At 70.6% G+C, this 21,766-nt stretch carries 19 protein-coding genes; 6 read left to right on the forward strand and 13 right to left on the reverse strand.

Going from position 1 to position 21,766, the window contains the following annotated elements:
- Nucleotides 1–50: 50 nt before the first annotated feature.
- From ACIGWZ_RS31975 to ACIGWZ_RS31985, 3 genes are all read left to right on the forward strand, one after another.
- Complete coding sequence (locus ACIGWZ_RS31975; RefSeq protein ID WP_400070211.1) at nt 51–671, forward strand: DUF6230 family protein; 621 nt, start codon at nt 51–53, stop codon at nt 669–671.
- An 18-nt stretch (nt 672–689) separates the two neighbouring features.
- Nucleotides 690–1,943: a DUF6114 domain-containing protein gene (locus ACIGWZ_RS31980; RefSeq protein WP_400070212.1), complete on the forward strand. Its 1,254-nt coding sequence runs from the start codon at nt 690–692 to the stop codon at nt 1,941–1,943.
- Between the two features lie 227 nt (nt 1,944–2,170).
- Nucleotides 2,171–3,052 (forward strand): oxygenase MpaB family protein, encoded by an 882-nt coding sequence (locus ACIGWZ_RS31985; protein ID WP_400070213.1) that lies wholly within the window; start codon nt 2,171–2,173, stop codon nt 3,050–3,052.
- Nucleotides 3,053–3,081: 29 nt separating this feature from the next.
- On the opposite strand, the gene ACIGWZ_RS31990 is transcribed toward ACIGWZ_RS31985, so the two are convergent.
- The gene (locus ACIGWZ_RS31990; RefSeq protein ID WP_400070460.1) at nt 3,082–3,669 is read right to left on the reverse strand and encodes a TetR/AcrR family transcriptional regulator; all 588 of its coding nucleotides are present in this window, start codon (nt 3,667–3,669) and stop codon (nt 3,082–3,084) included.
- Between the two features lie 194 nt (nt 3,670–3,863).
- On the opposite strand from ACIGWZ_RS31990, the gene ACIGWZ_RS31995 reads away from it, so the two are divergent.
- Nucleotides 3,864–5,048, forward strand: a complete 1,185-nt coding sequence (locus tag ACIGWZ_RS31995) for an acyl-CoA dehydrogenase family protein (RefSeq protein WP_400070214.1) — start codon at nt 3,864–3,866, stop codon at nt 5,046–5,048.
- Nucleotides 5,049–5,215: 167 nt separating this feature from the next.
- The gene (gene sph, locus ACIGWZ_RS32000) at nt 5,216–6,196 is read left to right on the forward strand and encodes a sphingomyelin phosphodiesterase (protein WP_400070215.1); all 981 of its coding nucleotides are present in this window, start codon (nt 5,216–5,218) and stop codon (nt 6,194–6,196) included.
- A gap of 153 nt (nt 6,197–6,349) precedes the next feature.
- On the opposite strand, the gene ACIGWZ_RS32005 is transcribed toward sph, so the two are convergent.
- From ACIGWZ_RS32005 to ACIGWZ_RS32035, 7 genes are all read right to left on the reverse strand, one after another.
- Nucleotides 6,350–7,000 carry a LuxR C-terminal-related transcriptional regulator gene (locus ACIGWZ_RS32005; RefSeq protein ID WP_400070216.1) on the reverse strand — a complete coding sequence of 217 codons (651 nt, stop codon included), beginning with the start codon at nt 6,998–7,000 and terminating at the stop codon, nt 6,350–6,352.
- Nucleotides 6,964–8,238: a sensor histidine kinase gene (locus ACIGWZ_RS32010; RefSeq protein ID WP_400070217.1), complete on the reverse strand. Its 1,275-nt coding sequence runs from the start codon at nt 8,236–8,238 to the stop codon at nt 6,964–6,966. Before ACIGWZ_RS32010 ends, ACIGWZ_RS32005 begins: the two co-directional genes overlap by 37 nt.
- Entirely contained in the window at nt 8,228–9,022 is a 795-nt protein-coding gene (locus ACIGWZ_RS32015) for a lysostaphin resistance A-like protein (protein WP_400070218.1), read from the reverse strand. The genes ACIGWZ_RS32010 and ACIGWZ_RS32015 overlap by 11 nt, the downstream gene beginning before the upstream one ends.
- 259 nt (nt 9,023–9,281) lie before the next feature.
- Nucleotides 9,282–9,722, reverse strand: coding sequence for a hypothetical protein (locus ACIGWZ_RS32020; RefSeq protein WP_400070219.1), 441 nt, complete (start codon nt 9,720–9,722; stop codon nt 9,282–9,284).
- Between the two features lie 96 nt (nt 9,723–9,818).
- Complete coding sequence (locus tag ACIGWZ_RS32025; protein WP_400070220.1) at nt 9,819–10,310, reverse strand: macro domain-containing protein; 492 nt, start codon at nt 10,308–10,310, stop codon at nt 9,819–9,821.
- A gap of 121 nt (nt 10,311–10,431) precedes the next feature.
- On the reverse strand, nt 10,432–11,892 hold the full coding sequence (locus ACIGWZ_RS32030; protein ID WP_400070221.1) for an amino acid permease: 1,461 nt from the start codon (nt 11,890–11,892) through the stop codon (nt 10,432–10,434).
- Nucleotides 11,893–12,007: 115 nt separating this feature from the next.
- Complete coding sequence (locus tag ACIGWZ_RS32035; RefSeq protein ID WP_400070222.1) at nt 12,008–13,840, reverse strand: AMP-dependent synthetase/ligase; 1,833 nt, start codon at nt 13,838–13,840, stop codon at nt 12,008–12,010.
- 160 nt (nt 13,841–14,000) lie between these two features.
- Between ACIGWZ_RS32035 and ACIGWZ_RS32040 the strand changes: the two genes are divergently transcribed.
- A complete protein-coding gene (locus tag ACIGWZ_RS32040) occupies nt 14,001–14,756 on the forward strand; it encodes a MerR family transcriptional regulator (protein WP_400070223.1) in 756 nt (251 codons plus the stop codon).
- Between the two features lie 40 nt (nt 14,757–14,796).
- Here the strand turns inward: ACIGWZ_RS32040 and ACIGWZ_RS32045 are convergent, their stop codons facing one another.
- The 5 genes from ACIGWZ_RS32045 to ACIGWZ_RS32065 all read right to left on the reverse strand — a co-directional run bounded on the left by ACIGWZ_RS32045 (nt 14,797) and on the right by ACIGWZ_RS32065 (nt 21,721).
- Nucleotides 14,797–17,001: a 3-hydroxyacyl-CoA dehydrogenase NAD-binding domain-containing protein gene (locus ACIGWZ_RS32045; RefSeq protein ID WP_400070224.1), complete on the reverse strand. Its 2,205-nt coding sequence runs from the start codon at nt 16,999–17,001 to the stop codon at nt 14,797–14,799.
- Between the two features lie 35 nt (nt 17,002–17,036).
- On the reverse strand, nt 17,037–18,251 hold the full coding sequence (locus ACIGWZ_RS32050) for an acetyl-CoA C-acetyltransferase (protein WP_400070225.1): 1,215 nt from the start codon (nt 18,249–18,251) through the stop codon (nt 17,037–17,039).
- Between the two features lie 117 nt (nt 18,252–18,368).
- A complete protein-coding gene (locus ACIGWZ_RS32055; RefSeq protein ID WP_400070462.1) occupies nt 18,369–19,511 on the reverse strand; it encodes an acyl-CoA dehydrogenase family protein in 1,143 nt (380 codons plus the stop codon).
- Between the two features lie 27 nt (nt 19,512–19,538).
- On the reverse strand, nt 19,539–20,564 hold the full coding sequence (locus ACIGWZ_RS32060) for an LLM class F420-dependent oxidoreductase (protein WP_400070226.1): 1,026 nt from the start codon (nt 20,562–20,564) through the stop codon (nt 19,539–19,541).
- On the reverse strand, nt 20,564–21,721 hold the full coding sequence (locus ACIGWZ_RS32065) for a CaiB/BaiF CoA transferase family protein (RefSeq protein ID WP_400070227.1): 1,158 nt from the start codon (nt 21,719–21,721) through the stop codon (nt 20,564–20,566). The genes ACIGWZ_RS32060 and ACIGWZ_RS32065 overlap by 1 nt, the downstream gene beginning before the upstream one ends.
- Between the last annotated feature and the right edge of the window lie 45 nt (nt 21,722–21,766).

The following is a 21,766-nucleotide window of genomic DNA, read 5'->3' on the forward strand; positions in this document are numbered from 1 at the left end:
AAGTCAATAGTCTTTGTAACATTGACTCACCCCGTCGGGAGGGCCTCGAAATGGCCGCGAGAACACGTGAGTTGAGCCCCGAAGGACGCACCCACTGGAAGCGGACCGCGGTGATGCTGGTGCCCGGCGTCGCCTGCGTCGGCGCGGTCGTCATCGCCCTGGCCCAGGGCGCGATGGCCGCGTCCTTCGCCGTCTCCGGCAAGAACTTCAAGGTCTCCGCCGACGAGATCACCGGCCAGGGGATCTCCAGCTTCCCGTCCTCCCTCGGCAGCAAGGACGGCAAGGGGCACGCCGTACTGCTCGCGGGCATCAGGTCCGGCACGGCAAAAGGGGTCTGCCTGTCGATGAAGCAGAATCTGCCGCTGGTCGGCGAGGTGTCGCTGATCGTACGGTCGGGCGGCGAGCGGGCCATCAAGGGCGAGCACCTCGTCGTCAACGCCGACGCGCTGACCAGCAGCGGCGGCCGGGTGACCGGGGTACAGGCGGGCCGGGACGCCTCGACGCTCACCGCCGCACCGGGGGTCAGCGGCCCGCAAGGACTGTTCGGCGTCCAGGCGAACAGCGCCCTCGCCCGTGACGTACGGAGCACGGCCTGGGCCTCGAACGGCGGCTCGCTCACCCTCGACAAGGTCGAGATCGAGCTGAGCCACACCGGCAAAGAGTGCTACTAGCCGGGAGGCGAGCTACCCGTGATCACTTTCGTCCTCGGCTTTCTCGCCGAGCTGGCCAAGGAGTTCGGCAGCTGGTTCGACCGGATACTGCCCGCACCCGGGCTGCGCCGGCCGGTGCGGTCGTGGCGCCGCCGACGCCCGTTCTGGGCGGGAGTGTGGGCGGTGGCCGGCGGCCTCGAGATGATCCTCCTGCCCCTGGCGCCGCTGCCGCTGATGCTCAAGGTCGGCATCGGTGCAATGTCCGCGATCGGCGTCGGCCTGGTGCTCATCGCGGGCGGCCTCTTCTTCCTCTTCGCCCCCGCGCAACGGATGTTCGTCTCGGTCGTCACCGCCATCGCCTCGCTCGTCTCGCTCGCCACCACCAATCTCGGCGGCTTCGGGATCGGCTGCGGGCTGGGGCTGCTGGGCTCGTCCATGGCGTTCGGCTGGCTGCCGCATCGGCGCGAGACGGTCGGCACGGAGACGGTCGGCAAGGAAGCGGTGACCGCCCGCCCAGAAGCGCAGGAGAGCCGGGCCGTCCGACACCTGCCGGGCACGTCCGCCCTCGCTCTGGCACTGCCGCTCGCGCTCGCCGCGGGGCCGGTTGCGGCCGCGCCCCCGGCGGCGGCCCGCCCGGCCGCCGGCGACCCGCGCGACGCGGCGGCCCGGCTCTCCCTCCCCTGCCTCACCGGCGTGGACACCGGAGGCGCCGACAACCCCGAACCCACCGGGCCGCCGCCCTCCGGAGCCGGCCGCCCCACCAGGACCGCGCAGCCCGGCGCGGTCGGCGCCCCCGACGGCCTCACCGCGCTCAAGCCCCCGCTGGTCATCGGCGACCAGCCGGGGCCGGGCCGGGCGGCCTACCCCGTCAGCCCGTACCACCCGACCGTCGCCGCCACCCGGCTGGCCGCCACCGACGCGATCATCCACGGCGCGACCTACCTCCCCACCCTGGGCGGCGGCCGCATCAAGGTCCTGTGGGTGCATGCCGGGCGGATCGTCGCCGACAACTACCACTTCGAGGTGCAGGGTCCGGACGGCCGGACCCACATCCTGGACGTCCGGCTCGACATCCGTGACGTCGATGTCTACGCCACCTCCCTCAAGGGCTCCCTCGAGATCCCCGGCCTGAAGGTCAGCACCCCGGTGATCTGCATCGGCGCGGACGTCGTTCCGGCCAATCTCCCCCTCGCCGTCCAGCTCCCCGAACTGACCATGGAACCGGTCACCGCGGGCCAGGTCCTCGTCGATGCCGCCGAGGTGCGCTACACGGTCCTCGGCAGCCACCCCTAGGTGGTATCCGCAAAGTCCCGTCGTCCGCCCGGAGGGCGGGGCTCGCGGCGTCTGGTGCGTGCGATCGCAAGGCGGAGGGTCGTCCTCGTAGCGGGCTACGTGGACGATCCCGACAACGCAGCGAGCGTGCGTGCCAGGCGCCGCGAGCCAGGCGGGACTTTGCGGACACCACCTAGCGCCACACCCGACTCCCCCGTCCGACTCCCCCGTCCCAGGAGGTACCGCCCATGGGCCGCTACAGCCGCCTGCGCGAGATCCGCCGGATGGACCCCGAGCGCGACTACGAGCAGATCTTCCGCTGGATCACCCAGTACGAGTTCCCCTGGGACTACGCGCAGGGCGTCAGCATCGCCTTCCTGCGCGACTACGGCGTTCCGAGAATCTCCCGACTCCTCGACCGAACCCAGGAGTTCGAGCGCGCCGGACAGAAGCGCTACGACGACACGGTGCTCCTCGGCTACGAGATGGCCGCCGAGGGCTTCGACTCCGAACGGGGCCGCGCCGCCGCCCGCCACCTCAACCGCATCCACGGCAAGTACAAGATCGCCAACGAGGACTACCGGTTCGTCCTGGCCACCACCGTCGTCGGCCCCAAACGCTGGATCGACCGCTTCGGCTGGCGGCCGCTGTGCGCCAACGAACGCCAGGCGCTCGCCCTGGTCGGCCACAAGATGGCCGAGATGATGGGCATCGAGGGCGCGCCGCGCACCATGGCCGGGTACGAGAAGCTGCTCGACGACTACGAAGCCGAGATGTTCGCGTACGACCCGGCCAACCACCGCGTCGCCAACGCCACCTTCCGCATCATGTCCGCCCGGTACCCGGCCGCACTGCGCCCGACCCTCGCCCGCTTCTCCCTCGCCCTTCTCGACGAGCCGTTGCTGCGCGCCCTCGGATTCCCCCAACAGCCGGCCTGGACAAGGGCGTTGGCGGTCCGCTTCCTACGGGCCCGCGCCGCCTTCGTACGCCTCACCCCGGCCCGGCCCGCCTCGCGCCCCGGCCTCGCCCCGCCCCGCTCGTACCCCTTCGGCTACACCCTCGACGACCTCGGGCCGGCCTGGGCCCAGCACCGTCCGCTCACGCCGCTCCCCTGCGAGGACCCCTCGTGACTCCTCCCCCTCGCAAACGTCCCGCCTCCTCAGCGCTCCAGCAGCGGCATCAGATACCGGCGCGCGAACCCCCGCGCCTGCTCATCGTCGTCCAGCGCGAAACAGCTGACCGGGTTGAGCAGAAAGGACACCGTGATCCGCACCATCAGCTCGGCGACCGGCGTCGGATCGCTCTCCGCCCGCCCCTCCACCCGCTGCGCCCGCCGCAGATGCCCCGCGAGATAACCCCGCATCGCCAGGAACGAGGGCCCGCTCTCCAGCGTCAGATACGGCAGCATCGTCTCCGGCTCCAACCGCATCAGCCCCCCGATCAGCGGATGCCCCCGGATCAGCCGAAGGATGGCGGCGAACCCCTCCACCATCCGCTCCTCCATGGTCGGCAGCCCCGCGACGGCCGCATCCACCTCGGCCACGAACAGCCGGTACTCCCGCAACAGCACCTGCTGTACCAGCTCGTCCTTGTTCCCCACGCGCCGGTACACCGTGACCCGCGAGACCTTGGCCCGCTTGGCCACATCGTCGACGGTGGACCGGCGCAGCCCGAACGTCATGAACTGCTCCCGCGCCGCATCGAGAATCTTCTCGGTCAGCGCATCCCCGGCCGGCGCGCTCGCCATCGCCCGCGCCAGCAGCGATCCGTCGTCCCCGGTGCCCGCCCCGGCGCTCGGCGTCGCGTCGGTACTCCGTACGCCCATCGGCCCTCCCGTCCTCGCGGTTCCGCGACCCCCTCGGCCGGGCCGTCCCGCAGGTCCTCGTAACAAAGACACTAACCGAATAACTTTGTAACTACGCCCTGTACAGGAGGCATTCGATGGCCACGCCGCCCACCCCGGAACAGCGGGACTTCGTCACCGCGCTGCGCGACTTCGCCCACCGCGAGTGCGGCACCCGCGCACAGCGCGACGCCCTGACCGCCGAGACCGGCGGCCCGCACAGCCCCTCCCTGTACGCGCGCCTGGCGGCCCTGGGGTGGCTCGGCGTCTGCCTTCCCGAAGAGTACGGCGGCGCCGGTGGCGGCATGACCGACGCCTGCCTGTTCCTGGAGGAGTGCGCTTATGGACTCGTCCCGGCCGGCGGCTTCATCACCTCGGTGATCGCCGCCAAGACCTACGAGAAATTCGGCAGCCCGGCCCAGCGGAAGGCCGCGATCGGCGGCGCGGTCGCCGGCCAGGTACTGTCCCTCGCCATGTCCGAGCCGGGCGCGGGATCGGATGTCGCCGCGCTGTGCTGCCGCGCCGCACGCACCCGGGACGGCGACTGGCTGATCAACGGCCACAAGACCTGGATCTCCAACGCCCACCTCGCCGCGCACATCCTGCTCGTGGCCAGGACCAACACCGGCGGCGACCGGCACGAGGGGCTGACGATGTTCCATCTCCCGGCCGCCACGCCCGGCGTCGAGATCCGCGGCATCGAGACCATGGGCGGCCGGGAGGTCAACGATGTCTACCTCACCGACGTCCGGCTGCCGGCCGAAGCGGTGGTCGGACGCGCCGACCACGCCTGGTCCCAGCTGATGGCGGGCCTGAACGCGGAACGCCTCTTCCTCGCCGCCCATATGCTCGGCCTCTCCCGCCGGATCCTCGACGACACCCTCGCCTACGTCCGCGAGCGGGAGCAGTTCGGCCACCCGGTGGGCTCGTTCCAGGCGCTGCGTCACCGTCTCGCCGATCTGGCCACCGAGATCACCTGCGCGGGCCTGCTCGTCCGGGACGTGGCGGCCCGCTGCGACGCGGAACCGGACCGGCTCTTCCCCCGCGAGGCGTCCATGGCGAAGCTCAAGGCCACCGAAACCGCCAAACGCGCCGCCCTGGAGGGCATGCAGATGATGGGCGGTTACGGCTATGCGACGGAATACGACATGGAACGCCACCTGCGCACGGCCGTGGTCTCCACCGTCTACGGCGGCACCAGCGAGATCCAGCGCGACATCATCGGCAAGAGCTACGGGCTGGGGAACAGCGGCAGCGATCCGGTGCGGCGCGGTCATCTGTAGCCGCCGGCCGTGGCCGCGGGATCCGCGGCGGGCACTCGGTGGGCACTCCGTGGGGGTAAATCCCTCTCCCCTCAATCTCCTTCCCCCCGAGTGGTTACCTCGAAGTAACCTCAGCTGATTGGATGAGCGACGCCGGATCAACCCCCCACCTCCCACAGGGAGTTCCCGTGTCGCACTCAGTGCTCCGCACTTCCCGGGCCGCCGTGATAGCCGCAGCCCTGGCCGCCGTCACGCTCACCGCCGCGGCCCCCGCGGCGTCGGCCGCCGCTGCCCCCCAACTGAAGGTGCTCACCTACAACACCTTCCTCATGAGCAAGAACCTCTATCCCAACTGGGGCCAGGACCACCGCGCGCAGGCGATTTCGGCCGCGGACTTCTTCCAGGGCAACGACGTCGTCGTCCTCCAGGAAGCCTTCGACAACTCCTCCTCCGACGCGCTGAAGTCCAACGCCTCGGCGCAGTACCCGCACCAGACCCCGGTGGTCGGCCGCAGCAAGGACGGCTGGGACGCCACCGGCGGCGCCTACTCGGCCGTCACCCCCGAGGACGGCGGTGTGACGCTGCTGAGCAAGTGGCCGATCGTGCGCAAGGAGCAGTACATCTACAAGGACGCCTGCGGTTCGGACTCCATGTCCAACAAGGGCTTCGTCTATGCGGTGCTGGACGTCAACGGCACCAAGGTGCATGTGGTCGGCACGCACACCCAGTCCACCGACTCGGGCTGCAAGGCGGGCGAGGCGGCCGCCGACCGCGCCAAGCAGCTCAAGGAGATCGACGCCTTCCTGGACGCCAAGAACATCCCGGCGGACGAAGAGGTCATGCTGGCCGGCGACCTGAACATCGACTCGCACAGCGCCGAGTACAACGCGCTGCTCAGCAACGCCGACCTCGCGCCCGCCGACGGCCGCACGGGCCACCCGTACTCCTTCGACACCCAGGAGAACTCCGTCGCGAAGTACCGCTACCCGAACGACCCCCGCGAGGACCTGGACTACATCCTGTACCGCAAGGGCAACGCCCGGCCCGCGGGCTGGCAGAACAAGGTGATCAAGGAGGAGTCGGCGCCCTGGACGGTCTCCAGCTGGGGCAAGGACTACACCTACACCAATCTCTCGGACCACTACCCGGTCGTGGGTAGCGTCGGCTAGGCGGCCTTGCGGCCGCACCGGGCCGAGGCTGCTGCCGTCCGCGGCGCGTCGAGTTCCTTGTGCGTCTCGGCGCGCCGTCCGGGGAGGACGGCGTGGCCCTCATGGCTCCGCCGGCTCACCGGACTCACCGGACTCACCGGACGAACCGGCGTCTCAACGCTTGAGATAGGCCAGAACGGCCAGCACCCTGCGGTTGTCGTCCGCCGACGGGTCGATCCGGAGCTTGGTGAAAATGCTCGCGGTGTGCTTGGCGACCGCGCTCTCGCTGATGTGCAGGCCGCCGGCGATGGCGGCGTTGGACCTGCCCTCGGCCATCAGCTCCAGGACGTCCCGTTCGCGCTGTGTCAGGTCGCCGATCGTGCCGCGGGCGTCGCTGCGCGAGAGCAGTCTGGAGATGACCTGAGGGTCCATCACCGTGCCTCCGGCAGCCACGCTGCGGACCGCGTCGATGAACTGCTCGGTGTGGGTGACCCGGTCCTTGAGCAGATATCCGACCGCGCCCTCGCCCCCGGCCAGCAGCTCGTTCGCGTACAGCTGCTCGACGTACTGGGAGAGGACGAGGACGGGGAGTCCGGGCCGCCGGCAACGGGCCTCCAGCGCGGCCTGCAGGCCCTCGTCGGTGAAGGTCGGCGGCAGCCGCACATCGACCACGGCGACATCCGGCGCCGCGTCCCCCTCGTCGAGGAGCGCGCGCAGCAGGGACGGGCCGTTGTCCACCGCGACGACCTCGCAGCCGTGTTCCTGGAGTGTGCGTATCAGCCCGTCTCTCAGGAGGAAGAGGTCTTCGGCGAGGACAACGCGCACGGTATCTCCATCGTCACGGTGGTCGGTCCGCCCTGCGGGCTGTGCAGGTCGAGGGTGCCGTCGAAGGTATCCAATCGCCGTCGTACGCCGGTCAGCCCGGTGCCCCGTGCGGGGTCGGCGCCGCCGTGACCGTCGTCGGTGACGGTTGCGCGCAGCAGGCCTCTCTCATAGGTCAGGGCGATGCCGACCTCGCAGGCCCCGGAGTGCTTCGCCGCGTTCGTCAGCGCCTCGCTCACCGCGAAGTAGGCGGCGGACTCGACCGGTGCCGGGAGCCGGCCCGGCAGCCGGGTCTCGACGTGGACGTCGAGGTAGCTGTCGAGCGCCAGCGACCGGACGGCGTCGCCCAGGCCCCGGTCGGCGAGGACCGGCGGGTGGATGCCGTGCACCAGGTCGCGCAGGTCCTGCAGGGCGCCTTCGGACGTGCGGCGGACGTCCAGCAGGAGGTCGCGCGCCGCCGCGGGGTCCGTCTCCATCAGGCGGGTGGCACGGTCCAGCGTCATTCCCAGGGCGACCAGCCGGGCCTGCGCCCCGTCGTGCAGGTCCCGCTCGATGCGGCGCAGTTCGGCGGCCTGAGCGTCCAGGGCCTTGGTACGGATGTCGGTGAGCCGCTCGACCCGCCGGGCGAGCCGGATGCTGCGCGGCGCGGAGAGCAGCGGCCGGCTCAGCCGGGTGTGCAGCCGGAGCGTGGCGGGGGCGCCCAGCAGCCCGGCGGCGATGAAGGCGAGACCCAGCGCAAGCGCGGCGCACATGGTCGCGGTGCTGTGCACGGGGACGAACGCGTACCAGTTGCCGTCGTCGATGAGCCGCCAGATGAACGGCTGCACCAGCGCGCCGAACGCCCCGTACTCGACCAGAGCGAGGGGCACCGCGACGAGCAGCCCGCCGGCCACCGGCTCCAGCCAGGCCCACGCCAGGTCGCGCCAGAAACCCTCGTCGGCGATGAGCGCGCCCGACCTCTTGCGGGCGTTGAGGGCACGGTCCCCGGGCAGCGGCTCCGGTGGACCGATGCGGACGCCCGTCCACCGGCCGGCGCGTGAACGGGAACGGTCGGACAGTGCGCGCAGGGCCCGCGCGGCGGGCGGCAGCAGCCGGAAGCCCACGCCCACGGGCACCAGCAGCAGGGCGAGGACGACCAGCGAGCCCACCGCCGACACCGCGAGGGCATGCAGGCTCGCCAACTGGCACCGGCCGAAGGCGACACAGGCGCGGGAGGCGACCGCACGTGGCTTATCGAACATCGTCCATGATCGGGGGGATCCTAGCCGGTGCCGGTGCCGGTGCCGCCGTCCGCAGCCTGCCGGCGCTCGTCCACGTCCACAGTCCCGCCGCTGCCAGGCACGAGGCGCCGAACGCCACCATGGGCGGCACCGCGCCGGACCCTTCGTCCATGAACAGCAGCATGCCGAGGTTGATCAGCGCGTGAAAGCCCGCGGCGAGCGGCAGCCTGGATGCCCGCGCCCCTTCGAGGGCCCACCCCATCACGACCGACATGGACACCGCCGCCATCATGAACGCCCCCGCGTACACGGGGTGTTGAGCGAATATCTGGACGTGCCAGGCGCCCCACGCCACGCCCACCGCGACCGACGCCGCAAGAGGGCCGAAGCGGGTGCGCAGCAGCGGCTGCAGGAAGCAGCGCCACCCGATCTCCTCGCCGCACGCGCCGATCAGCTGCGCCACGGCGATCAGCACGAACGGGGCACCCGGCCGGGTGAAGCGCCCGTCCCCGGTGAGCGCCGCGTACGCACCGACGCTCAGCGCGATGATCACAGCCGCCGTGATGAGGAGAAGCACCCCCCGGCCGCCGCGCCCCGGCTCGGGCCCGGCGAGCACTTCCCGCACCCGCCCCGGCCACAGCAGCGCAACAACTCCCACCCCGACTGCGGGTCCGAACTGCGTCAGCTGGATGACCTCGCCGGGTATCCGGGTCGCGGGCTGGAGCGCACCCAGCGCTCCGGCCGCCGGAAAGGCAACGGCGAGGAACAGGGCCATCGCCCCGATGTCTACGGTTTTCCTTCGCATGGCACCGACGATGCCGCCCGGCGCCCCCGCCGCCATTGCGCCTGGGTGCCGGGCAGGGGTGTACCTGGATACACCCCCGCCGCTCGCCGTGATCATCTTTGTGACCGCATCGGGCTGCACCCGGCGGCGGCTCCACCGGTCTTCGGGCCTCGCCGGTGGACGGCCTACCGGCGGTTCGCCGAGTGGGTTCATCGGCATGGCCGCAGCCCTCATCGGCTACCAGCCGCTGCTCACGCAGGCCACCCGGAACACGCTGCTGTCAGCTCTCGTTGCGCTGCCTGCTGGCGGCTCGCGCTTCCCAGGTGTCGTTGTCCGAGACATGGATCGAGACGGGTTGATCGAACCATCGAGCGGCCTCCGGAAGGTCACGGATCAGCGCGGGGATCTCGGGGTCGAACCTCAACACGGCCAGTGTCTTCCAGCCGTGCGGGATCTCGTCCCACCCGACTCCGAACTGCTGGGTGACCGCCACGACAGTCGTGGTCACCCGGACGACATCGCTCTCGTCGGAGCGTCGGAAGCAGCAACCGAAGCGCCTGCCCACCGGCACGTCCGCGTAGTTGTAGGAAAGGAAGAGGGCTTCGTCGTTCGCCGAGCGCCGGGGAAGCGATTGGCCGATGGACGCGAGAGCACCCTCGTCGGCACGGCTCTCGATGAGCAGAACGCGGTCAGCGAGCGGGGTGTCCTCTTCGGTCCTCATGCCGTCATTTTCGTGGCGCCGACAACCGGGCTCGGACCGATCCCGGCTGCCCCGGGTGCTTTGAGCCAGAGGCAGACCGCCATGAGAGACGATGCCTCAGTGGTCGTAGACCGTCACCGCTATGCCCTGCCGGGTGAGTCGTTCCGCTATCAGCGGCTCCACCCGGGACCACTTGCCGCCCGCCAGGCCGCAGCCGATCCGCGGCATATGGACCGAGGCCCCGAGCTCCCGGGCCTTGGCGGCCACCCGGACCAGGCCCGCATCGATGGCGTCGTACCGCACCGGGACTCCCTTGCTGCCCGTCCGCGTCCCGCGCTGTCCGACGACGTTCGCCACCCACAGACGCTCGGCGACCTGGACGAACTGGGCCGCGCCGAGCCCGAAGTCGTTCCCCGCCCGCGCGCGGTGCCAGGCGCGGTAGGCGGCCTCCGGCTCCGGCCAGCGGCGGGAGAGCGCCAGGACGAAGCCCTTGCCCCAGCCCCCGAGGTCGTTGCAGACATGCGTGATGATCTTGACGCCCTTGCCCTGTGGCGCGGTGGCGTCCCCCTTGATGTACCTGACGCTTGAGATCCCCGTGTTCTCAGTCATGCCTCCACGGTAAAGGCGACCACTGACAACCAGCCGGGACGGGCAAGCGCAGGGGCGGCCGCGGAAGCCTCTCGGGCCTCCGCGGCCGCCCCTGCATGCTCAGGCGTGCGCTACCGCGCGACTATTCCGCCAGTTCGCGTTCCTTGGCGATCCGGGCCACCCGGCCACGGACCACGTACCAGCCGACGACCAGCGCGGCGGCCAGGACCGGGATCAGCATCACGGTCTGGCGGCCGACGCCGTCGTCGAACCACATCAGCACGATGACGCCGATCAGGAAGACAATGGTGGCGATGTCGGTGACCGGTGTGCCCGGGAGCTGGAACTTCGGGCGCGAGACCAGCCCCTCGCGGGAGCGGCGCACGAACACCATGTGACAGATCATGATCGTGACCCAGGTACTGATGACACCCAGCGCCGCGATGTTGATCACGATCTCGAAGGCCTGACCCGGGACGAGGTAGTTGAGCCCGACACCCAGGACGCACACCGCGGCGGTGAGCATGATGCCGCCGTACGGAACCTGGTTGCGGTTCATGCGACCGACGAACTTCGGCGCCGAACCCGCCATGGACATCGAGCGCAGGATCCGTCCGGTCGAGTAGAGGCCGGAGTTCAGGCTCGACATGGCGGCGGTCATCACGACGAGGTTCATGACATCGCCGGCGTACGGCACACCGAGGTTGGACAGCACGGTCACGAAGGGGCTCTCGTCACCGGTGAACTTGTTCCACGGCAGCAGCATCGCCAGCAGCACGACCGAACCGACGTAGAAGACGCCGACCCGCCACATGATGGAGTTGACCGCCTTCGGCACGACCTTCTCGGGCTCGCTGGTCTCACCGGCGGTAACACCGACCAGCTCGACCGCGGAGTAGGCGAAGACCACGCCTTGGAGCACGATCACCATGGGCATCAGACCGGTCGGGAAGAGCCCACCGTGGTCGGTGATCAGACTCAGCCCTGGCGCATGTCCGGCGACCGGGTGATGGGTGGCCAGCAGGAAGATGCCGATGAACATGAAGGCGACCAGCGCCGCGACCTTGATGATCGCGAACCAGAACTCCATCTCGCCGAAGATCTTCACCGAGATCAGGTTCACCGACAGCACGACCGCGAGCGCGATCAGCGCCATCACCCACTGCGGGATGCTGGTGAACAGGCTCCAGTAGTGCGTGTAGAGGGCAATGGCCGTGATGTCGGCGATACCGGTCGTGGACCAGTTGACGACGTACATCCAGCCGGCGACGTACGCGCCCTTCTCCCCCAGGAATTCCCGGGCGTACGAGACGAAGGAGCCGGAGGACGGGCGGTGCAGCACCAGCTCGCCGAGGGCCCGTACGACGAAGAACGCGAAGAGGCCGCAGACCGCGTAGGCCACTGCCAGCGAGGGACCGGCGGAGTGGAGCCGACCACCGGCGCCGAGGAACAGGCCGGTGCCGATCGCCCCACCGATGGCGATCATGTTGATGTGGCGGCCCTTGAGGCCCTTGCTGTAGCCCGCGTCGCCCGCGTCCTGCCGTGCGCCGCTCCCCCCGTCGTGTGACTTCTGGGCTGCGTCTGTGACGGTTTCTGTGCTCACTGCTGGTGGATCTCGCTTTCAGGCAGGTGCTTGAGCGGGGCCGGATCAAGCGGATCGCGCGAGTCGGCCGACGGCACACCTTCCACGAAGACCGCCCACCCGTCTGTGGGCAAGATCACATGGCGTAAAAACCTTGTAGGATCTGACGGTATTTCTCGTGAATTACGCGGCGTCGCAGCTTCAGCGAAGGAGTCAACTCGCCGGTTTCCGGACACCACTCCTCGCCCAGCAGGAAATATCGCTTGACCTGCTCGGTGCGGTTCAGGCGCGCATTCGCGGCGGCCACCGCCCGTTCGACCTCTTCCCGGACCGCCGGATGCCCGGCCAGCTCCTCCAGCGTCCCCTCGATGCCGTGGCGCGCCGCCCAGGCGGGGGCCAGCTCCGTATCCAGCACCAGCAGCGCCACCAGATACGAATGGCCGTCGCCGTACGCCAGCGCCTGCCCGATGAGCGGGTGCTCCTTGAGGGTGTTCTCGACCAGCGCGGGCGAGACATTTTTGCCCGTGGACGTCACGATCATTTCCTTCTTGCGGTCGGTCAGCCAGAGGAAGCCGTCCTCGTCCAGCCGGCCGATGTCGCCGGTCGCGAACCAGCCATCGCCGTCGGTAGCCGGCTCCACCGATCCGTCCGCCCGCAGATAGCCGTCGCACACGGTGCGCCCGCGGACCTCGATCTCACCGTCCTCGGCCGTGCGCACCTCCACGCCGTCGATCGGGCGGCCGACCGAGCCGAGCCGGAAGGCGCCCGGGCTGTTCGCCGTGGACACGCCGGCCGTCTCCGTCAGCCCCCAGGCATCCATGATCACAATGCCCAGACCGGCCCAGAAGCGCACCACATCCGGCGGCATCGGCGCGGACGCACTCGCCGTCCACACCAGCCGGTCGAATCCGGCCGACGCCAGCAGCGGATCCAGCACCTCGGCCTTGACCTGGGCATACGTGGCCGCCAGCGCTTCCGAGGGGCGCTCGCCGCGCTCCTGGCAGGCCGCATGGGCGCGGGCCGTCCGGCCGGCCGCCTCGACGGCCGCCCGCCGCTCCTCCGGGAGCCGCGCGAGCGCCGCCCGGACGGCCGCCGCCAGCTTCTCCCAGACCCTCGGTACGCCGAAGAACTGCGCCGGATGCAGCTCACGCGCCGTCGCGGCGACCGTCGCCGGGTCCGCGCAGAGGTAGACGTGCGAGGCGCGGAAGACCGGCAGATAAAGGCCCAGCATCCGCTCGGCGATATGGGCGAAGGGGAGGTAGCAGAGGTGCTCGACATGATCGGGCAGCTCGACGGCGGCATCCAGGGCCGTCGCGTTGAGGAGCACATTGCGGTGGCTGACGACGACGCCCTTGGGGTCGCCGGTGGTGCCGGAGGTGTAGACGACGGTGAGGGTGTCGGCCGCGTCCGCCCGCCGCCAGGCCGCCTCGAACTCCTCGGGGTCGTACAGTTCGGCGCCGCGGGCGGCCAGCGAGGCATAGCTCTCGTACGGGCCGGACCCGCTCGCCTCGTCCCGCTCGACGAGCACCAGCTTTTCGAGCCGGGCGGACGCGTCGTCGAGCAGGGGCTGCCAGCGCCCGAACTCCCGAGCACCCTCCAGGACGGCGAAGCGGGCCCTGCTGTGGCGGACGATGTGCGCTATCTGTACGGGCGCGGCGGTGCCGTACACGGTGACCGGGATCGCGCCGAGGTGCACCAGGGCGAGGTCGCTGAGCCAGTGCTCGGGGCGGTTGCCCATCATGAGGAGGACGATCTCGCCGCGCCGTACGCCGAGCGCGCGGTACCCGGCCGCCAGCTCGGCGACGCGGTGCCGGACCTCGGCCCAGCTCAGCGTGTGCCAGCCTCCGGGCCCGTCGCCCGTGCGCCAGGAGAGCGCGGGCAGCGGCCCGTGGTCCTCGGCGTTGCGCAACAGCAGTGCGGGAAGGGTGAGTTCGCCCGGTTCGCCGGGCATGCGCAGGATCGTGGTCAAGGCGGTCTCCCGATGAGTGAGCCTGATCTGCGGACCGAACTGGGGGCCTGGCTGCGGCGCTGCGCTTGCGGAGTGGAGCGGAGGCGAGGGGAGGCAGGGAAGAGGGGCAGAACGGTTCAGAAGGTTTCACAGGAGTGGTGAGACAGCAATACTGTTGAACATGATGGAGTCCGCCACCGACCTCACGGTCGACGAACTGGCCGCCCGCGCCGGCGTCACGGTCCGCACGATCCGCTTCTACAGCACGCGCGGACTGCTGCCGCCCCCCGAGATCGGTCCGCGCCGGGTGGGCCGCTACGGACCGGACCATCTCTCGCGGCTGGCGCTGATCGAGGAACTCCAGCACCAGGGCCTGACCTTGTCCGCGATCGAGCGCTATCTGGCGCAGCTGCCGACCGATCTGAGCGCCCAGGATCTGGCCATCCACCGTGCGCTGGTGGCGAGTTGGGTGCCGGACAAGGCGGAGGACGCGACCCGGGAGCAGCTGGAGCGGCGGGTCGGCCGGGAGCTGACGGAGGAGGACCTGGACCGGCTGGCGGCCATGAGCGTGCTCGTGCGGACCGATGATCCGGGGGTCTTCCAGGTCGACCCGGGCCTGCTGCATCTGGGCACCCGGCTGCTGGACGTGCCGATCGCGCTGGAGACGATTCTGGCGGCGCGCACCGTCGTCATCGAGCACACCCGCTCGGCGGCGCGCGAGCTGAGCCGGCTCTTCAAGGACGAGGTATGGGAGCCCTACCGCGAGGGCGGGCCGGACGCGGAGGACATGGCGCGGATGAAGTCGCTGTCCGCCCATATGCAGCCGATGGTGGTGCAGGCACTGGTCACGGCCTTCCAGCGGTCGATGAAGCAGGAACTGCGGGAGTGGTTCAGCGAGAACGACAAGAGCGGGGAGGGCGACGGGGGCGAGGGATGAGGAGTGCGGGGGCGGGCCACCGGGCCCGCCCCCGCTTCGCTCAGTCGCTGAACTTCTCGCCCTTCTCGGCCTTCTCCACCAGCAGCGCGGACGGCGCGAACCGCTCGCCGTACGACGCGGCCAGCTCGCGGGCGCGCGCCACGAAACCGGGCAGGCCGACGAGTTCCTCGCGCCCCGGTCCGCCCTGGTAACCGTTGATGTACTGGATCACGCCGCCGGTCCAGCCGGGGAAGCCGATGCCGAAGATGGAGCCGATGTTGGCGTCGGCGACCGAGGTCAGCACGCCTTCCTCGAAGCAGCGGACGGTGTCCAGCGCCTCGGAGAACAGCATCCGCTCCTGCATGTCGACGAACGGAACGGCGGCGCCCTCCTTGGCGAAGTGCTCGCGCAGCCCCGGCCACAGGCCGATGCGCTTGCCGTCCTCGCCGTATTCGTAGAAGCCCGCGCCGCCGCTGCGGCCGGGCCGCTCGAACTCGTCCACCATGCGGTCGATGACGGCATCGGCCGGGTGCGGCTGCCAGGTGCCGCCGGCCTCCTCGACCGCCCGCTTGGTCTCGTTGCGGATCTTGCGGGGCAGGGTGAGGGTCAGCTCGTCCATCAGGGAGAGCACCTTGGCCGGGTAGCCGGCCTGGGCCGCGGCCTGCTCGACGGAGACCGGGTCCAGGCCCTCGCCGATCATCGCGACGCCTTCGTTGATGAAGTGGCCGATGACGCGCGAGGTGAAGAAGCCGCGCGAGTCGTTGACGACGATCGGGGTCTTCTTGATCTGGCGTACGAGGTCGAAGGCGCGGGCCAGCGCCTCGTCGCCGGTCCGCTCGCCCTTGATGATCTCCACCAGCGGCATCTTGTCGACCGGGGAGAAGAAGTGCAGTCCGATGAAGTCACGGTCGCGCTCGACGCCCTCGGACAGCAGCGTGATGGGCAGGGTGGAGGTGTTGGAGCACAGCAGCGCGTCGGGGGCGACGATGTGCTGGATCTCCTTGAACACCTTGTGCTTGAGCGCGACGTCCTCGAAGACGGCCTCGATGACGGCGTCACAGCCCGCGAGGTCCTGCGGGTCGGCGGTGGGGGTGATGCGCGCCAGCAGCTCGTCGCGCTGGGCCTCGGTCGTGCGGCCCCGCGACAGCGCCTTGGCCAGCAGACCCTCCGAGTACTCCTTGCCCTTCTCGGCCGCGTCGAGGGTGACGTCCTTCAGGACGACCTGCATCCCGGCACGGGCGCAGGAGTATGCGATGCCCGCGCCCATCATTCCGGCGCCGAGGACGGCGACCTTCTCGACCCTGCGGGGTTCGATGTCCTTGGGGCGGTTGGCGCCGGAGTTGACCGCCTGGAGGTCGAAGAAGAAGGCCTGGATCATGTTCTTGGAGATCTGGCCCGTGACCAGCTCGACGAAGTAGCGCGCCTCGATGGTCTGCGCGGTCTCGAAGTCGACCTGGGAGCCCTCGACGGCGGCCGCGAGGATGTTGCGCGGCGCGGGGTAGGGCGCGCCGTTGACCTGCTTCTTGAGGTTGGCGGGGAACGCGGGGAGGTTCGCCGCGAACTTCGGGTTGGCCGGGGTGCCGCCGGGGATGCGGTAGCCCTTGACGTCCCAGGGCTGCTGGGACTCGGGGTGCTCGTCGATGAAGGCGCGGGCCTTGGCGAGCAGTTCCTCGGGGGCGGCCGCGACCTCGTGGATCAGGCCGTTGTCCTTGGCGCGGGTGGCGTTGTACTGGGTGCCCTGGAGCAGCACCTTCAGCAGCGCGTCGGTGATGCCCAGGAGGCGGACCGTACGGGTGACGCCGCCGCCCGCGGGCAGCAGGCCGAGGGTGACCTCGGGCAGGCCGATCTTGGTGCCGGGGGCGTCGAGGGCGACGCGGTGGTGGCAGGCGAGCGCGATCTCGTAACCGCCGCCCAGCGCCGCGCCGTTGATGGCGGCGACGACGGGCTTGCCGAGGGTTTCGATGCGGCGCAGGTCGCGCTTGATGCCGTTGCCCGCCTCGAAGGCCTGCTGGGCCTGGGCGGGGGTGACGGCGATCAGGTCGCGCAGGTCGCCGCCGGCGAAGAAGGTCTTCTTGGCGGAGGTGAAGACGATGCCGCGGATGCTGTCCTTCTCGGCCTCCAGGCGGTCGGCCACCGCGGTGAGGGAGGCCTTGAAGGCGTTGTTCATGGTGTTGGCGGACTGGTCGGGGTCGTCCAGGACCAGGGTGACGATGCCGGTCTCGTCCTGTTCCCAGCGGATGGTCGACGAGGCAGCGGATTCACTCATGGGTGCGTACTCCGTAGTGGGGTGGGACGAGGGGGTCAGAGGCGCTCGATGACGGTGGCGATGCCCATGCCGCCGCCGACGCAGAGGGTGGCCAGGCCGTAGCGCTTGTCCTGCCGCTCCAGCTCGTCGATGAGGGTGCCGAGGATCATCGCGCCGGTGGCGCCGAGAGGGTGGCCCATGGCGATGGCGCCGCCGTTGACATTGACCTTGTCCAGGCTCAGGCCCATGTCCTTGACGAAGCGCAGCACCACCGCGGCGAAGGCCTCGTTGATCTCGACGAGGTCGATGTCGTCGATGGTCAGGCCGGCCTTGGCCAGGGCCTTGCGGCTGGCGGGCGCGGGTCCGGTGAGCATGATCGTCGGCTCGGAGCCGGAGACCGCGGCGGAGATGATGCGGGCCCGCGGGGTCAGGCCGTAGCGCTCGCCGACCTCCTTGGAGCCGATGGCGACGAGGGCCGCGCCGTCCACGATGCCGGAGGAGTTGCCCGCGTGGTGGACGTGGTCGATCTTCTCGACCCAGTGGTACTTCTGCAGGGCGACCGCGTCGAAGCCGCCCGCGTCACCGATGGCGGCGAAGGAGGGCTTGAGGCCGGCCAGGCTGTCCGCGGTGGTGCCGGGGCGCGGGTGCTCGTCGCGGTCGAGGACGACCAGGCCGTTGCGGTCGCGTACCGGGACGACGGACCGCTCGAAGCGGCCGTCCTTCCAGGCCGCGGCGGCCCGCTCCTGGGAGAGCGCGGCGAATTCGTCGACGTCGCGCCGGGTGTAGCCCTCGATGGTGGCGATGAGGTCGGCGCCGATGCCCTGCGGGACGAAGCCGGTCTCGAAGTTGGTCATCGGGTCGGCGAACCAGGCCCCGCCGTCGGAGGCCATCGGCACCCGCGACATCGACTCGACGCCGCCCGCGAGCACCAGGTCCTCCCATCCCGAACGGACCTTGGCGGCGGCCATGTTGACCGCCTCGAGGCCCGAGGCACAGAAGCGGTTCTCCTGGACGCCGGCGACGGTGTCCGGCAGTCCGGCGGCGATCGCCGCGATCCGGGCGATGTCGGAGCCCTGGTCGCCGACCGGGCCGACGACGCCGAGCACGATGTCGTCGATGGCGGCCGGGTCCAGTCCGGGAAAGCGGCTGCGCACTTCGTGGATCAGGCCGACGACCAGGTCGATCGGCTTGGTGCCGTGCAGTGCGCCATTGGCCTTGCCGCGGCCGCGCGGCGTGCGGATCGCGTCGTATACGTACGCTTCGGTACTCAAGTCAACAAGCCTTTCGGATGAGGGTGAGGGTGAGGCGGGGCGGCGGATGCGGACCGCAGACCGGGGCCGGTCCGGATGCGGTCGGGGTGCGGTCCGGATGCGTCGGGGGAACGGGGGTCAGCCGAGGAGGGAACGGCCGATGATCTCCTTCATGATCTCGGTGGTGCCTCCGTAGATCGTCTGGATGCGCCCGTCGGTGAAGGCCTTCGCGACGCGGTATTCCGTCATATAGCCGTAGCCTCCGTGAAGCTGGAGACAGCGGTCGGCGACCCGCTTCTGCAGCTCGGTGGCCCACCACTTGGCCATCGAGGCGTGCACCGCGTCCAGCTCGCCGGCCGAGTGGTCGACGATGCAGCGGTCGAGGAAGGCGCGGGTGACGGCGCACTCGGTGGCCATCTCGGCTATCTCGAAGCGGATGTGCTGGAGCTTGGCCAGCGGCCGCCCGAACGCCTCGCGCTCCTTGACGTACTGGCTGGTGATCTCCAGCAGGTGTTCGGCGGCGGCGATCCCGGCGACGGCGATGCCCATCCGCTCCTGCGCGAGATGCGTCATCAGATGGATGAACGCGCCGTTCAGCTCGCCGAGCAGATTCTCCTTGGGCACCCGTACGTCGTGGAAGAACAGCTCGGCGGTGTCCTGGGCCTTCTGGCCGATCTTGTCGAGGTTGCGGCCCCGCTCGAAACCCTCCATGCCGCGCTCGACGACCAGCAGGCTCAGGCCGTGCGCCCTGCCCTCGGGGGTCGTCCGGGCGACGACGATGACCAGGTCGGCGAGGATGCCGTTGGAGATGAAGGTCTTGGAGCCGTTGAGGATCCAGTGGTCGCCGTGGTCCTGGGCGGAGGTCCGGATGCCCTGGAGGTCCGATCCCGCCCCCGGCTCGGTCATCGCGATGGCGGTGATGATCTCGCCGCTGCAGAAGCCGGGGAGCCAGCGCCGCTTCTGCTCGTCGGTGCCGAGGGTGGTCAGATACGGCCCGATGATGTCGTTGTGCAGCCCTACGGCGAGCCCGGCGGCGCCGGCCCGGGTGAACTCCTCGGACAGGACGACGCTGTAGCGGAAGTCGCTCTCCCGACCGCCGCCGTATTCCTCCGGCACCGCCAGCCCCAGCAGCCCCTGCCGGCCGGCCGCCCGCCAGGCGTCGCGGCTGACGATGCCGTCCTTCTCCCACTGCTCGTAATGCGGCGTCACCTCCTTGGCCAGGAAGGTCCGTACCGTCTCCCGGAAAGCCTCGTGCTCCTCGGTGAAGATCTGGCGCTTCATCTGCGCGGTCATCGCTGGGGGCCCTCCTCAGAGCCAGTTCTTGACGGTCTCGATCAGCTTCGCCGGCTCGGGTCCTACGGGGTGGACGTTGAGCATCGTCACACCCGCCTCCCGGAAGGCGGCGATGCGCTCGCGGACGTATCCCTCGGGCCCGCACAGCGACATCAGCTCGCAGAACTCCTCCGGTACGGCCGCCTCGGCCTCCTTCTTCTTCCCGGCGAGGTACAGCTCCTGGATGGTGCCCGCGGCCTCTTCGTAGCCGTAGGCGACGGCGAGGTCGTGGTAGAAGTTCTTGCCCTTGGCGCCCATGCCTCCGACGTAGAGCGCGATCATCGGGCGGGCCAGCTCCCGTACGGCTGCGGCGTCCTCGCCGATCGCCAGCAGGCCACCGGCGACCGTCTGCAGCGGCCCGAGCGCCGGGTCGCGGCGGGCGGCCCCCTCGGCCAAGGGGGTGCCCCACACCGCGCCCGCCTTCTCCGGGATGAAGAGGGTGGGCAGCCAGCCGTCGGCGACCTCCGCGGTCATGCGGACGTTGGCGGGGCCGAGCGCCGCGACATAGACGGGGATTTCGGGTCGCACCGGCCGGGTGAGGATCTTCAGCGGCTTACCGAGCCGGCCGCCCTTCTCCGGGGGCAGCGGCATATCGGTGATGCCGTGGTGGTCGATGATCTCGCGGCGCCAGATACGGCGGCACAGATCGATGGTCTCGCGGGTGCGGCCCAGCGGTTTGTCGTACGGCTTGCCGTGCCAGCCCTCGACGACCTGCGGGCCGGAGGCACCCAGGCCGAGCAGCGCCCGGCCGCCGGAGACCGCGTCGAGGCCGGCGGCGGTCTGGGCGATCAGGGCGGGGGTGCGGGAGTAGACGTTCAGGATGGCCGAGCCGATCCTGGCCCGTTCCGTGCGGGCGGCCAGGAAGCCCATGATGGTCGGCGAGTCGAAGCCATAGGCCTCGGCGACCCAGATGGCGTCCAGTCCGGCGGCTTCGAGGGCGGCGACCTCTTCGGCGGCCTGGCGGGGGTCGCCCGCGTACTGGAGCGTCGTGGCGAGTTCCATCAGCTGTCCGCCTCCTGCGGCTCGGTGCGGGCCGGACCGGCGATCAGGCCCGGGATCTGCCAGTCGCGGGCGATCTCTTCGGTGTCCGCGCCGGGCTGCGCGGGCGGTCTGCGCACCGTCCCCGGGGTGTGCGAGAAGCGCGGCGCGGGCGCGGGCTGGGTGATACCGCCGTGGTCGACGAAGGTGCCGCGGGCGGCGAGGTGCGGATGCTCGGGGGCCTCGCGCAGCGACAGTACGGGCGCCACGCAGGCGTCGGACCGCTGGAAGACGGCGGTCCATTCGTCGCGGGTACGGGTCTTGAAGCGGGCGGCGATGACGGTCCGCAGCTCGCCCCAGGCGGCGAGGTCGTCGCGGCCGGGGGCCTCCTCCTCGATGCCGAGCAGGCGGATGAATTCGGCGTAGAAGCGCTTCTCCAGCGCGCCGACGGCCATATAGCCGCCGTCCGCGGTCTCGTACGCCCCGTAGAACGGCGTCCCGCCGTCGAGCAGATTGGCGCCGCGCCGGTCCTGCCAGCCGCCGGCCGCCAGCATGCCGTGGATCATCGCCGTCAGATGGGCCGTGCCGTCGACGATCGCGGCGTCCACGACCTGGCCCCGGCCGCCCTCGGAGCGGGCGTGCTGGAGGGCCGCGAGGACGCCGATGACCAGATAGAGGGAGCCACCGGCGTAGTCGCCCACCAGGTTGGCGGGAATGGCGGGCGGGCCGTCGGGCGGGCCGATCATGCCGAGGGCTCCGGTGATGGCGATATAGCCGATGTCGTGCCCGGCGGTGTCGGCGAGCGGCCCGTGCTGTCCCCAGCCGGTCATCCGCCCGTAGACCAGCCGGGGGTTGCGGGCCAGGCACGCGTCGGGGCCGACGCCGAGCCGCTCGGCCACCCCGGGGCGGTATCCCTCGACCAGCACATCGGCCCGCTCGACCAGATCGAGGACCTGCGCCACCCCGTCGGGCTCCTTGAGGTCCACCAGCACCGAGCGTTTGTTGCGGTTGGTGACGTCGTACGCCGGGTCGATGCGCAGCCCCGCGCCGCCGGGCCGGTCGACGCGGACCACATCGGCGCCGAGATCGGCCAGCAGCATGGCCGCGAACGGGCCGGGACCGATGCCGGCGAGCTCGACCACCCGCACCCCGCTCAGCGGGCCGTTGTCTGACGCTGCCATCGCGCCCCCTGCCCTTCCGCCGCACTTCGAGAGCCACTGTGACAC

This window comes from Streptomyces sp. NPDC053427, from assembly GCF_044544985.1.
In the GTDB taxonomy this organism is placed as follows: domain Bacteria; phylum Actinomycetota; class Actinomycetes; order Streptomycetales; family Streptomycetaceae; genus Streptomyces.

Excerpts from the sequence above, each read along its gene's own strand:
- ACIGWZ_RS31975 (WP_400070211.1), top strand. The coding sequence starts at position 51 with ATGGCCGCGAGAACACGTGAGTTGAGCCCCGAAGGACGCACCCACTGG.
- ACIGWZ_RS31985 (WP_400070213.1), top strand. The coding sequence starts at position 2,171 with ATGGGCCGCTACAGCCGCCTGCGCGAGATCCGCCGGATGGACCCCGAG.
- ACIGWZ_RS31990 (WP_400070460.1), bottom strand. The coding sequence starts at position 3,669 with ATGGCGAGCGCGCCGGCCGGGGATGCGCTGACCGAGAAGATTCTCGAT.
- ACIGWZ_RS31995 (WP_400070214.1), top strand. The coding sequence starts at position 3,864 with ATGGCCACGCCGCCCACCCCGGAACAGCGGGACTTCGTCACCGCGCTG.
- ACIGWZ_RS32010 (WP_400070217.1), bottom strand. The coding sequence starts at position 8,238 with ATGTTCGATAAGCCACGTGCGGTCGCCTCCCGCGCCTGTGTCGCCTTC.
- ACIGWZ_RS32015 (WP_400070218.1), bottom strand. The coding sequence starts at position 9,022 with ATGCGAAGGAAAACCGTAGACATCGGGGCGATGGCCCTGTTCCTCGCC.
- ACIGWZ_RS32020 (WP_400070219.1), bottom strand. The coding sequence starts at position 9,722 with ATGAGGACCGAAGAGGACACCCCGCTCGCTGACCGCGTTCTGCTCATC.
- ACIGWZ_RS32025 (WP_400070220.1), bottom strand. The coding sequence starts at position 10,310 with ATGACTGAGAACACGGGGATCTCAAGCGTCAGGTACATCAAGGGGGAC.
- ACIGWZ_RS32040 (WP_400070223.1), top strand. The coding sequence starts at position 14,001 with ATGATGGAGTCCGCCACCGACCTCACGGTCGACGAACTGGCCGCCCGC.
- ACIGWZ_RS32045 (WP_400070224.1), bottom strand. The coding sequence starts at position 17,001 with ATGAGTGAATCCGCTGCCTCGTCGACCATCCGCTGGGAACAGGACGAG.
- ACIGWZ_RS32055 (WP_400070462.1), bottom strand. The coding sequence starts at position 19,511 with ATGAAGCGCCAGATCTTCACCGAGGAGCACGAGGCTTTCCGGGAGACG.
- ACIGWZ_RS32060 (WP_400070226.1), bottom strand. The coding sequence starts at position 20,564 with ATGGAACTCGCCACGACGCTCCAGTACGCGGGCGACCCCCGCCAGGCC.
- ACIGWZ_RS32065 (WP_400070227.1), bottom strand. The coding sequence starts at position 21,721 with ATGGCAGCGTCAGACAACGGCCCGCTGAGCGGGGTGCGGGTGGTCGAG.